The organism is Terrabacter lapilli, from assembly GCF_039531305.1.
Lineage (GTDB): Bacteria > Actinomycetota > Actinomycetes > Actinomycetales > Dermatophilaceae > Terrabacter > Terrabacter lapilli.
In genome coordinates, this window is the sequence record NZ_BAAAPU010000004.1 from 113,979 (window position 1) to 126,184 (window position 12,206).

12 protein-coding genes and 1 tRNA gene are annotated in these 12,206 nt (G+C 72.3%); all 13 read left to right on the plus strand.

Features of this window, described 5'->3' with window-relative positions; translation table 11 throughout:
• Positions 1–45: 45 nt before the first annotated feature.
• The 13 genes from xerD (at position 46) to ABD241_RS06750 (ending at position 12,206) form a co-directional block, all read left to right on the plus strand.
• On the plus strand, positions 46–975 hold the full coding sequence (gene xerD, locus ABD241_RS06690; RefSeq protein ID WP_344059746.1) for a site-specific tyrosine recombinase XerD: 930 nt from the start codon (positions 46–48) through the stop codon (positions 973–975).
• Positions 976–1,180: 205 nt separating this feature from the next.
• Positions 1,181–2,017: a ParA family protein gene (locus ABD241_RS06695; RefSeq protein WP_344059937.1), complete on the plus strand. Its 837-nt coding sequence runs from the start codon at positions 1,181–1,183 to the stop codon at positions 2,015–2,017.
• Positions 2,018–2,031: 14 nt separating this feature from the next.
• A complete protein-coding gene (locus tag ABD241_RS06700) occupies positions 2,032–3,120 on the plus strand; it encodes a segregation and condensation protein A (protein WP_344059748.1) in 1,089 nt (362 codons plus the stop codon).
• A complete protein-coding gene (gene scpB / locus ABD241_RS06705; RefSeq protein ID WP_344059750.1) occupies positions 3,113–3,769 on the plus strand; it encodes an SMC-Scp complex subunit ScpB in 657 nt (218 codons plus the stop codon). The genes ABD241_RS06700 and scpB overlap by 8 nt, the downstream gene beginning before the upstream one ends.
• The gene (locus tag ABD241_RS06710) at positions 3,766–4,743 is read left to right on the plus strand and encodes a pseudouridine synthase (RefSeq protein ID WP_344059752.1); all 978 of its coding nucleotides are present in this window, start codon (positions 3,766–3,768) and stop codon (positions 4,741–4,743) included. Before scpB ends, ABD241_RS06710 begins: the two co-directional genes overlap by 4 nt.
• A gap of 46 nt (positions 4,744–4,789) precedes the next feature.
• Positions 4,790–5,872, plus strand: a complete 1,083-nt coding sequence (locus ABD241_RS06715) for a prephenate dehydrogenase (protein WP_344059754.1) — start codon at positions 4,790–4,792, stop codon at positions 5,870–5,872.
• Between the two features lie 86 nt (positions 5,873–5,958).
• A complete protein-coding gene (gene cmk / locus ABD241_RS06720) occupies positions 5,959–6,666 on the plus strand; it encodes a (d)CMP kinase (protein ID WP_344059756.1) in 708 nt (235 codons plus the stop codon).
• A complete protein-coding gene (locus ABD241_RS06725; protein ID WP_344059758.1) occupies positions 6,663–7,337 on the plus strand; it encodes a lysophospholipid acyltransferase family protein in 675 nt (224 codons plus the stop codon). Before cmk ends, ABD241_RS06725 begins: the two co-directional genes overlap by 4 nt.
• A 12-nt stretch (positions 7,338–7,349) precedes the next feature.
• Positions 7,350–8,867 (plus strand): ribosome biogenesis GTPase Der, encoded by a 1,518-nt coding sequence (der, locus tag ABD241_RS06730; protein ID WP_425580711.1) that lies wholly within the window; start codon positions 7,350–7,352, stop codon positions 8,865–8,867.
• Positions 8,868–8,965: 98 nt separating this feature from the next.
• Positions 8,966–9,039, plus strand: a tRNA-Pro gene (locus ABD241_RS06735).
• A 267-nt stretch (positions 9,040–9,306) separates the two neighbouring features.
• Positions 9,307–9,822 carry a hypothetical protein gene (locus ABD241_RS06740; protein WP_344059760.1) on the plus strand — a complete coding sequence of 172 codons (516 nt, stop codon included), beginning with the start codon at positions 9,307–9,309 and terminating at the stop codon, positions 9,820–9,822.
• A 108-nt stretch (positions 9,823–9,930) separates the two neighbouring features.
• Positions 9,931–10,671, plus strand: coding sequence for a hypothetical protein (locus ABD241_RS06745; protein ID WP_344059762.1), 741 nt, complete (start codon positions 9,931–9,933; stop codon positions 10,669–10,671).
• 80 nt (positions 10,672–10,751) lie between these two features.
• Positions 10,752–12,206: an Ig-like domain repeat protein gene (locus ABD241_RS06750; protein ID WP_344059764.1), complete on the plus strand. Its 1,455-nt coding sequence runs from the start codon at positions 10,752–10,754 to the stop codon at positions 12,204–12,206.

Below are 12,206 nucleotides of genomic sequence, written 5' to 3' on the forward strand. Positions count from 1 at the left end.
GCCACCGAGCCACCCGCAGCGCGTCCCACGCCCCTCGAGCGTGACGTGCGCGGGTGGCTCGACCACGTCCGCGTCGAGAAGGGCGCGTCGGAGAACACCCTGAAGTCCTACGCCCGGGACCTGCGGGCGTACTCGTCGTTCCTCGCCGCCCAGGGGGTCGACGACGCCCGCGACGTCACCGAGGCCAGGGTCAGCGACTTCCTCGCGTCCCTGCGCGAGCGAGGCCTCGCCCCCTCCTCCGCCGCCCGGACCCTCGTCGCCGTCCGCGGCTTCCACCGGTTCCTGGCGCTCGAGGGTGTCGTCGCCGGCGATCCCGCCGCCAACGTCGCTCCACCGAAGCCGCCGGCGCGCCTGCCCAAGGCGATCCCCGTCGATGCCGTCGAGCGCCTGCTCGCGGCGGCCTCGGTCGGCGACACGCCCGAGTCACTCCGCGACCGGGCATTGCTCGAGGTCCTCTACGGCGTCGGTGCGCGCATCTCGGAGGCCGTGGGTCTCGACGTCGACGACGTCGAGACCACCCTCGCGACGAACGAGCCTGCCGCCTTCGCCGGCTCGGGCGGGGGAGCGTCGTCCGTGCGACTGCACGGCAAGGGCGGCAAGGAGCGCATCGTGCCGGTCGGGCGCTACGCCGTCGAGGCCGTGACGGCATACCTCGTCCGCGGGCGACCCACGCTCGCCGCGCACGGCCGCGGCGGTCCGGCGCTCTTCCTCAACCAGCGCGGGGCCCGGCTCTCACGCCAGTCGGCGTGGGCGATCATCCGCCGTGCGGCCGAGCGCGCCGACCTCGGCGAGCACGTCTCACCGCACACGTTGCGGCACTCCTTCGCCACCCACCTGCTCGACGGCGGCGCCGACGTGCGCGTCGTGCAGGAGCTGCTCGGGCACGCCTCGGTGACCACCACGCAGATCTACACGATGGTCTCGGTGCACCGACTCCGCGAGGTCTATGCGGGCGCCCACCCCCGTGCCCGCTGATAGGGTCACACGTGATCAGCGCGAGGCTGACCGCAGCATCTGAAGGCAAAGGCCGAGCGGAGTGGAACACCTGGTGAACGAGGAGTCAACCGACACCATGCAGTCCGTGCCGTCAGGGGACCTCGACCAGCTCCGCCAGAGTCCGGTCAGCGGCGTACCCCGGGTCGCGCACCTGCCGGGCACCGAGTCCGCCGGATCGGGCGCCATGGGACCCACCGGACGCCCGCTTCCCGACTTCCCCGACCCCGCGCCGCTCACCAGCCACGGCCCGGCGCGCATCATCGCGATGTGCAACCAGAAGGGCGGGGTCGGCAAGACCACGACCACCATCAACCTGGGCGCGGCGCTGGCCGAGCTCGGTCGCAAGGTCCTCGTCGTCGACTTCGACCCCCAGGGCGCCCTGTCCGTCGGGCTCGGCATCAACGCCCAGGGCCTCGACGTCACGATCTACAACCTGCTCGTCGAGCGCGGCCACGAGATCCACGACGTCATCCAGCAGACGCGGACCGAGGGCCTCGACGTCGTGCCCGCCAACATCGACCTGTCGGCCGCCGAGGTCCAGCTCGTCGGCGAGGTCGCGCGTGAGCAGATCCTCGCCCGCGTGCTGCGGCCCGTCGTCGACGAGTACGACGTCATCCTCATCGACTGCCAGCCCTCCCTCGGCCTGCTGACCGTCAACGCCCTCACCGCGGCGCACGGCGTCATCATCCCGCTCGAGTGCGAGTTCTTCGCGATGCGCGGCGTGGCCCTGCTCATCGACACCATCGACAAGATCACCGACCGCCTCAACCCGCGCCTGACGGTCGACGGCATCCTCGCCACGATGTACGACGGCCGCACGCTGCACAGCCGCGAGGTCGTGCGGTCGGTCGTCGACCACTTCGACGAGCAGGTCTTCCACACCGTCATCAGCCGCACCGTGAAGTTCCCCGACGCGACCCTGGCCGCCGAGCCGATCACCTCGTACTCGTCCGAGCACTCCGGTGCCAACGCCTACCGCCAGCTCGCGCGCGAGCTGATCGCACGCGGCGGCGCGGCCTGACCAGTCGTGAGCTGATGACCGAGCAGGGCACCGTCGACCGCCAGGCGGTCGACGCCGACGACGCTGCTGTCGAGACCCCCAGCGACGTCGCGGAGGCAGCCGGTCACGCGGACGCGGGTGGGTCACAGGACCTGGGCGACCTCGGCGACCTTCCTGTCGCGGCCGGCGTGCCGGCCCAGGAGCTCACCCCCGGCGGGGTCATCACCCGCCGGGCCTCCACGCCCTTCGAGGTCCACCTCGACGTCTTCTCCGGGCCCTTCGACCTGCTGCTCGGACTCATCAGCAAGCACAAGCTCGACATCACGGAGGTCGCGCTCGCCAAGGTCACCGACGAGTTCGTCGCCCACATCAAGGCGGCCCAGGCGGCCAACAGCGACTGGGACCTGGGCCAGGCCTCGGAGTTCCTCCTCATCGCTGCCACCCTGCTCGACCTCAAGGCCTCACGCCTGCTCCCGCAGTCCGGGCCGCAGGACGAGGAGGACCTCGCCCTCATCGAGGCCCGCGACCTGCTCTTCGCGCGACTGCTCCAGTACCGCGCCTACAAGCAGATCGCCGGCACGTTCCGCGACCGGATGGCCACGGCCGGCCGCATCGTGCCGCGCCAGGCCGGGCTCGACCCCGAGTTCGCCAGCCTGCTGCCCGAGCTGGTCATCGCCCTCACCCCGGAGCAGTTCGCCAAGATCGCCGCCCGGGCCATGACGCCGAAGGTGGCCCCGACCGTCGGGCTCGAGCACCTGCATGCACCCCAGGTGAGCGTGCGCGAGCAGGCCGCCATCCTCGTCGAGCGGCTGCGCCACCGAGGGCAGGTGTCGTTCCGCAGCCTCGTGGCCGACGCCGACAGCACCCTCGTCATCGTGGCCCGGTTCCTGGCGCTGCTCGAGCTGTTCAAGGAGGCCGCGATCGCCTTCGAGCAGGCCGAGGCCCTCGGCGAGCTCGACATCCGCTGGACCGGCGCCGGGGCGGGCGAGATAGCCATCGACGACGAGTTCGACGACCAGGCGGATACGGCGCAAGCCGACGAGTCGGCGGGCGTGACCGACGCAGCCCGGCCGCACGCGGTCGACGAGCAACCGGCAGGGACAGGAGAAGACGACGATGAGTGACCAGTCGGCGCAGGGGTCCGACGCGACCGTCGAGCCCGAGGTGCTCGACGAACGCGGCGGTGCCGAGGAGCAGATCGCCTTCGACATCAACGACTTCCCGGGCGGCGCCCGGTCCGCGCTCGAGGCCGTCCTCATGGTCGTCGACGAGCCGGTCACCGAGGTCGCCCTCGCCTCCGCGCTGGAGCTGCCCGTCGAGGACGTGCGGGCCCACCTGCACGCCCTCGAGGAGGAGTATGCCGTCGCGCAGCGCGGCTTCACCTTGCGCAGCGTCGCGGGTGGGTGGAGGGTCTACAGCAGGTCCGACTACGCGCCCGTCGTGGAGAAGTTCGTCCTCGACGGCCAGCAGGCCAAGCTGACGCAGGCCTCGCTGGAGACGCTGGCCGTCATCGCCTACCGCCAGCCCGTGTCGCGCGCCCGGGTCAGCGCGGTCCGCGGCGTCAACGTGGACGGCGTCGTGCGCACCCTGACCTCCCGCGGCCTCATCGAGGAGGTCGAGGACGCAGGCGAGAGCGGCGCGATGCTCTACCGCACCACCCCCTACTTCCTGCAGCGGATGGGACTGTCGTCGCTCGACGACCTCCCGGCGCTGGCGCCCTACCTACCGGACGCCGACGTCATCGACGAGCTCATCGAGGAAGGACACGCATGAGCGAGTACTCCAGGTCACCACGCCAGCCACGCAAGAAGGGGTCCGGCTCATCGGGCGGTGGCGCCGCAGGCTCCCGCCGTGGTGCGCCGGGCGCCAAGGGGCGTCCCGGTCGTCCCGTCGCGGGCGGCAAGGCCGGCGCGCGCAGCGGCGGCAAGTCCGCAGGCCCCCGGTTCGCCGGGTCGACGAAGGCCAGCCAGCCCACCAAGCTGCCCGAGCGCAAGGCCGCCCCGCAGGTCGACGTCCACGACCCCGACGGCGTGCGACTGCAGAAGCTCATGGCTGCCGGGGGAGTGGGCTCACGGCGCGTCTGCGAGAACCTCATCGAGCAGGGCCGGGTGGAGGTCGACGGACAGGTCGTCACCGAGCTCGGCGTGCGCATCAACCCGCGCACCCAGGTCGTCCACGTCGACGGCGTACGCGTCAACCTCGACGAGGACCGCGTCTACCTCGCCTTCAACAAGCCCAAGGGCGTCGTCACCACCATGCACGACGAGCTCGGCCGGGTGTCGCTCGAGGACTACGTCGGCAACCGCGAGGAGCGGCTCTTCCACGTCGGCCGCCTCGACGCCGACACCGAGGGCCTGCTGCTGCTCACCAACGACGGCGACCTCGCGCACCGGCTGCAGCACCCGGCATACGGCGTGCTCAAGACCTACGTCGCGACCATCCGCGGACCGGTGCAGCGCGACGTCGGCAAGCGCCTCCGTGAGGGCGTCGACCTCGAGGACGGGCCCGTCAGCGTCGACTCGTTCCGCATCGTCGACCACCAGCCGGGCAAGGCGATGGTGGAGGTCGTCCTGCACGAGGGCCGCAAGCACGTGGTGCGCCGCATGCTCGAGGCCGTGGGGCACCCCGTGCTCGAGCTGGTGCGCACCGAGGTGGGCCCGATCCGCCTGGCAGACCTCAAGTCCGGGCGCACCCGCCGGCTCAACAAGGCGGAGATCGGCGCGCTCTACAAGGCCGCCGGTCTGTGATCCGGACGCCCCCTCGGAGGCGCCGGCCGATGGCTACGCTGACGCCGTGACCACGCACGTCCGCATCGTCGGTGCAGGACTCATCGGCACCAGTCTGGGAATCGCCCTGTCCGGCAAGGGCTTCCGCGTGTCCCTGGACGACCCGTCGCCCACCGCCGTCCGGCTGGCCCGCGACCTGCGCGCCGGGGAGATCGCGGCGGCGGACACCGACGCACCGGACGTCGTCGTGGTGGCGGCGCCGCCCGACGTCGCCGCCGACGTGGTGGTCGCCGCGCTGGAGCGCTGGCCCGACGCCGTCGTCACCGACGTCGCGTCGGTCAAGGAGTCGGTCCTGCACTCGGTGCTGGACTCCGGCGTCGATCCGAGCCGCTACGTCGGGTCGCACCCGATGGCCGGCCGGGAGAGGTCCGGGACGGCAGCCGCGCGGGCCGACCTCTTCGAGGGCCGCGCGTGGGTGATCGTGCCGCACGAGACGTCCACGCAGGCAGCCGTCGCCGCCCTGCGCGAGATCGCCCTGGCCGTCGGCTCGCTCGTGCTCGTCATGCCGGCGCACGAGCACGACGAGGCGGTCGCGGCCGTCTCGCACGTGCCACAGCTCGCCGCGAGCATCGTCGCCGCCTGCCTCCGGGACCTCCCCGAGTCCGCGGTCGGCCTCGCCGGCCCGGGACTTCGCGACGTGACCCGGATCGCCGCGAGCGACCCACGGCTGTGGACCCAGATCCTCGCCGGCAACGCACCCGCCGTGCGCGCGGTCATGCGCCTCGTGCGTGACCAGGTCGACGACGTCGTCAACGCCCTCGACGCGCTCGTCGACGCGGACGGCGCGGGCGCCCTCGGCACGCTCAGCCGGGTGCTCGAGGCCGGCAACCTCGGCCGCGCCCGCATCCCCGGCAAGCACGGAGCCCCGCCCGCGGCGTACGAGGTCGTCTCGGTCGTGGTGCCGGACGAGCCGGGGGCGCTCGCGCGGCTCCTCGGCGACGTGGGGGAGGCCGGCATCAACCTCGAGGACCTGCACCTCGAGCACGGGCTCGGCCAGGCCGTCGGCGTCGCCGAGCTCTCCGTCGTGCCCGCGTCGGTCGAGCCGCTGCACACCGAGCTGGCCCGGCTGGGCTGGCGCGTCCACGACTGAGACCGGCGCGCGAGGCGCCGGCAGGGCCCCTCCCGGCAGCCGGCCTCGTCGCGGGGCGGCAGCGGCGAGGCACTATCCTCGGGCGCATGCCTGACGCCCCCGAGGACCACCTTTCCGGTTTCGTCGTCGCCGTCGACGGCCCTTCGGGATCGGGGAAGTCGAGCGTGAGCAAGCAGGTGGCGCGCGTGCTGGGCTACGGCTTCCTCGACACCGGCGCGATGTACCGGGCGCTGACCTGGTGGTGCCTCGAGCAGGGCGTCGACCTTGGTGACGCGGACGCCGTCACCGCCGCCGCCGAGCGTTTCCCTCTCGGGATCGGCACCGACCCCGACGCGCCGGACGTCACGGTCGACGGCACCGACGTCGCCACCGCCATCCGCGAGCCGCGCATCTCGACCAACGTCTCGGCGGTCGCCAAGATCCTGCCCGTCCGGGAGATCCTCAGGGTGATGCAGCGCCGCCTCATCAACGAGGCGGGCGAGGCGACCGGCGGGGTCGTCGCCGAGGGCCGCGACATCACGACCGTGGTCGCCCCCGAGGCACCGGTCCGCATCCTGCTGACGGCGTCGGAGGAGGCCCGGCTCGCCCGACGGTCCAGGGAGCTGCACGGGGCGGCCGACGCCAACGCGGTGGAGGCGACGCGCTCCCAGGTCGTCGACCGCGACAAGGCCGACTCTGCCGTCTCCGAGTTCACGGTGGCGGCCGACGGCGTCACGACGATCGACACCTCGCACCTCGACTTCGACGGCTCCGTCGAGGCGGTGCTCCAGGTCGTCGAGGCGGCCCGGGCGTGACCGGCGGGAGCGCACCGGTCGCCCCGCACCCGTGGCGCGCGGTCGTGGGCCGGTGGATCGGGATCGGCATCTTCCGCGGTCTCTACCGTGGCAGGGCCCAGCATGCCGACCGGGTGCCTTCCACCGGGCCGGTGATCCTCGTGGCAAACCACGCGGCCTTCCTCGACGGCCCGTTCGTCTTCTCGCTCGCGCCGCGCCCGGTGAACTTCCTCGTCAAGCAGGAGGCCTTCACCGGGTTCTTCGGCTGGCTCATCCGCGCCGTCGGCCAGATCCCGATCGACCGCACCGTCGGCGACAGGGCGGCCCTCGGCACCGCCACCGCAGTGCTCGAGCGCGGGGGAGCGGTCGGCATCTTCCCCGAGGGAAACCGCGGAACCGGCGACGTCGAGCAGGTCAACCAGGGCGCCGCCTGGATAGCGCTGCGCACCGGCGCCTCCATCGTGCCGGTCGCCGTGAGCGGGACCCGCGTCCCGGGTGCCTCGGCGGACGCCTGGCCGCGCCCGTGGAGCCGACTCGACGTCGACTTCGGGGAGCCGTTCCACCTCACCGTCCCGCCCGACGCGCCGGGACGCGAGCGTCTCCAACTGGCCAGCGAGCAGCTGCGCGACGCTCTCGCGTCACACGTACACCGCTCGCGGGTGGAGAATGGTCCCTCAACGCACGTTCACTGATTCGAGGACACCGTGACTGACGAGACCGCCCGCCCCAACGACGAGGGCGCTCCGATCTCGACCGCCGACCCCGACAGCGCCCCCCACAGCGCCCGCGACGACGTCTCCGTCGAGCGCGCGCTCCGCGCCGGGCTCGCCGACTTCGAGCTGAGCCCGGAGGACCAGGCGCTGCTCGACGCCGAGGGGCCGTATGCCGCCGACGGCGCCGAGCAGGGCCCGCTGCCCGTCGTCGCCGTCGTCGGACGACCGAACGTCGGCAAGTCCAGCCTCGTCAACCGCATCCTGCGCCGCCGCGAGGCCGTGGTCGAGGACGTGCCCGGGGTCACCCGCGACCGTGTCTCCTACGAGGCGGAGTGGGGCGGCCGCCGCTTCACCATCGTCGACACCGGCGGCTGGGAGGCCGACGCGACCGGCATCCACCTGCGGGTGGCCGAGCAGGCCGAGATCGCCATCGACCTGGCCGACGTCGTCATGTTCGTCGTCGACGCGACGGTCGGCGCCACCGACGACGACGAGGCCGTCGTCAAGCTGCTCCGACGGTCGGGCAAGCCCGTCGTGCTCGTCGCCAACAAGGTCGACGACCAGCGGGGCGAGGCCGACGCCGCCATGCTGTGGAGCCTGGGCCTCGGCCAGCCGTGGCCGGTCTCAGCCCTCCACGGCCGCGGCAGCGGCGACGCACTGGACGCCGTGCTCGAGGTGCTGCCCGACGTGTCCGCGCACGGCGCATACGCCCAGGGCGGCCCGCGACGGGTCGCGCTCATCGGCCGCCCCAACGTCGGCAAGTCCAGCCTGCTCAACAAGCTCGCCGGCAGCGACCGTGTCGTCGTCGACAACGTGGCGGGCACGACCCGCGACCCTGTCGACGAGCTGATCGAGCTCGGCGGCAAGACGTGGCGCTTCGTCGACACCGCGGGCATCCGGCGTCGGGTGCACCAGACGCGCGGCGCCGACTTCTACGCCTCGCTACGCACCCAGACGGCTCTCGAGAAGGCGGAGGTGGCCGTCGTGCTGATCGACGCCGAGCAGCCGATCGCCGAGCAGGACATCCGCGTCGTGCAGCAGGTCATCGACGCCGGCCGGGCCCTCGTCATCGCCTACAACAAGTGGGACACCCTCGACGAGGAGCGCCGCTACTACCTCGAACGGGAGATCGAGAAGGAGCTCGTCCAGGTGCCGTGGGCCCCGCGAGCCAACATCTCGGCGCGTACGGGCCGTCACATGGACCGCCTCGTCCCCGCCATCGAGACCGCCCTCGAGTCCTGGGACACTCGCGTGCCGACGGCCCGACTCAACGCCTTTCTCGGCGAGATCGTGGCCGCGCACCCGCACCCCCTCCGGGGCGGCAAGCAGCCGCGCATCCTCTTCGCCACCCAGGCCTCCACGCGGCCGCCGCGGTTCGTCGTGTTCGCGTCCGGCTTCATCGAGGCCGGGTACCGCCGGTTCATCGAGCGCCGGCTGCGCGAGGAGTTCGGCTTCGAGGGCACGCCCATCGAGGTCTCCGTGCGCGTCCGCGAGAAGCGCCGGCGCTGAGACGCTGGGCACACCGCCCGGGGCGAGGCCTTCGCCCGGGGGCCGATTGGGACCAGTAGTGCCCGGTGCGCTACTGTTCCTTTCGCCCCGAGGGGCATCGGGCTGTGGCGCAGCTTGGTAGCGCACTTGACTGGGGGTCAAGGGGTCGCAGGTTCAAATCCTGTCAGCCCGACCGATCGACGAAGGGCCGCACTCTCCACCGAGAGCGCGGCCCTTCGTCGTGTCCCGCGGTCGCGCCCTGGGCCCGGGCTTCGCGCTCGCTCGAGCACAAGGCAGGCTGGCCGTTGCCGCAAGAGCTCCGGGCCCGGAGCAAGCGATCCGCAAGGTTTGTGCAACATCGCCCGACATGACCATGATTCGGCGGTTTCGCGTGTCAGTGTCCTCCCAGTAGGACACCAAGAAACGGTAAAGAAACCACAGCGAAAGGTCATGCGGGCTCATGCGCACTCAGCAGACGAACGCCAAGCAGTCGAACAAGAAGAAGCGTTACGCGGCGGTCGCCGTGGCCGGCGCCATCGGTCTCGCCACGGCGGGCGGGGCGTACTCGTACTGGACGAGCCTCGGCGACGGTTCCGGCACGGCGAGCACGAGCGCCGGCAACGCCAAGCCGTTCGTGGTCACGGGCGGAGCGGCCGATGCCATGTTCCCGGGCGACACCCCCCAGACGGTCACCGCCACGATCAGCAACAGCGGCCAGGAGAACTACACCGTCTCGACGCTCAAGGTCTGGGTCTCGACCGACAAGGCGGCGGACTGCGACGGCTCCAACTTCCTGGTCAACGGCGCGGCGGCATCTGTGGCTGCGGACAGCGCCGCGTCGATCCCCGTGACGCAGACCGACCTCGCGCCGACCAAGAGCACCACGACGACGTTCACCATGCAGTTCAACAACAAGGCGAAGAACCAGGACGGCTGCAAGGGCGCCGCGGTGACGATCCACTACCTGGCCAGCTGACACCGGGCCGAGGGGGCGCCACATCGGGAGCCCCCTCGGCTTCTGCATGTAGCCGGATCGGGACGCGCTGAGCCGCACTGCAACGAAGCCGTGACAAGGGGACGGAACGTGAGGACGACGAGGAGCAAACGGCGCGTCGCCGCGAGCGCGCTCGTGCTCGTCCTCCTCGTACTCCTCGTCGCCGCGGTCCTCGGCGCCTCCGCCACGGCTCCCGGCACCACCCTTGCAGCGCCGGTGTTCACGTCTCTCCCGGCCGACCCGACCTCGGTGCGCACCAACACGGCCGGCTGGGTTCACGCCCGCACCGACGTGCGGTTCCGGTGCTCGGTGGACGACGGCTCCTGGTTCGACTGCACCACGCCGCTGACCTGGACCCTGGATCCCGCGAAGCCCCAGCGCCACCGGCTGTCCGTCCGAGCGGTCGGCCCGTCCGGCACCGAGTCCCGCCCGGCGACCTACGCGTTCTCCTACCGCGAGCCGCGACGCGCGGACGCCGTGCGTTTCAGCGTCGCCGGAGACCTCGCCGGGCTGGTGCCCGGGGTCTGGCGAGAGGTCCCGGTCCGGGTCACCAACCCGAGCGTCGTGCCCATCCGCGTCACCGGCGTCACGCTGGCGATCGGACCCGACAGCACCCCGCCCGGCTGCCTCACGGCGACGAACCTCGAGGTCCGGCAACCGGTCTTCACCGCCGGCCGCAGCCTGGCGCTTCCTCCGCGGGCGACGGTCACGCTCCCCGCAGCTGGCGTCTCCACGGCCGTCATCCGGCTGCGAGACCTGCCTGGCGTCAACCAGGACGTCTGCAAGAGCAGGTCGTTCACCCTCCTGTGGTCCGGGACGGCCGAGCAGTGATCCGCGACCGGACGAGCCCGAGGCCGCGCCGGCGAGCCGCCGCCCCGCGCCGCGGCCTGCGCGCGGTCGCGGTCGTGGCGATGTCCGCAGCGCTCATGGGAGTGTCCGACTCGGCCTGGGCCCTCTGGACCGCCACAGGCGGTGGGACCGGCAGCGGCACCACGAGCACCCTCATCGCTCCGGCCGGTGTCTCCGCGACGTCATCCGCCGGCAGCTCGGCGGCCGTGGTCTCGTGGACGGCACCCACGAGCGGAGTGGCTCCTGCCGGCTACCGGGTCGACCGCATCGACACCGCAACAGGGGCGACGGCCGCCGCCTGCGGCACCAGCGCCACCACTCTTCTCACGTCGACGGCCTGCACCGACGCCTCGGTCCCCGACGGCACCTACCGGTACGTCGTCTCGTCGGTCCGCTCAGGCTGGTCCACCGCGAGCGCGCCGAGCGCCACCGTGTCCGTCCGCACGAGCGTTCCGACGACCACCTCGCTGACCTCGTCTGCCAACCCGTCGGTGGTGGGCCAGCCCGTGACGTACACCGCAAGCGTGACCGCCGCGTCGGGCACTCCGACCGGCACCGTGGTCTTCAGCAGCGGGGGAGCCGCCCTCAGCTGCTCGGGTGGCTCCCGGACGCTGAGTGCCGGCACGGCCACCTGCGTCGTCGCCTGGACCTCCGCCGGGACGCAGAACGTCATCGCCGCGTATGCCGGGTCGGCGCCGTTCGCCGCGTCGTCCTCGACCACCGTCGTGCAGTCCGTGGTCAAGAGCTCGCAGACCATCACCTTCACCTCGACCGCTCCCGGCTCCGCCACGGTCGCCGGCCCGGCCTACACCGCCACCGCGACCGCGACGTCCGGCCTGCCGGTGACTCTCTCGAGCGACACGCCCACCGTCTGCACCCTCTCGGGTTCCACCGTCACCTTCGTCGCGGCCGGCACCTGCACCATTGCCGCCGACCAGCCCGGCAACACCACGTATGCGGCGGCCGTCCGGGTGATGCAGTCCTTCGGCGTGTTCAAGGCGCAGACGATCACCTTCACCTCGACCGCTCCAGCGTCCGCGATGCTGGGCGACCCGCCCTACGTCGTGGGCGCGTCGGCTACTTCCGGGCTGGCTGTGACCTTCACCAGCAGCACCCCGTCGGTGTGCACGGTCACCGGTGCCAGCGTCAGCTATGTGGCGGCGGGCACGTGCACGGTCGGCGCCGACCAGGCCGGCAACGCAACCTGGGCCGCAGCCCCTACCGCCACCCAGTCCTTCCTCGTCACCACGAGGCCGACGGCCCCGACGGCACTGGCCGCCAATGCCACCCCGAGCGCAGGTGCGGGGACGTGGACGGCGACGTGGACCGCCGAGCCGGGCTACACCTACGAGTGCCAGCTCACGAACGGCACCAGCCCGCCGAGCGCCTCCGGATGGTCGGCCTGCGCCCCGCCCTACGGCTTCACGCCGGTGAAGAACGGCAACCAGACGCTCTGGGTCCGCGCGGTCCGAGGGTCGGCGGTGAGCGCTCCGGCCTCCCTGTCCTTCCAGCCGTGA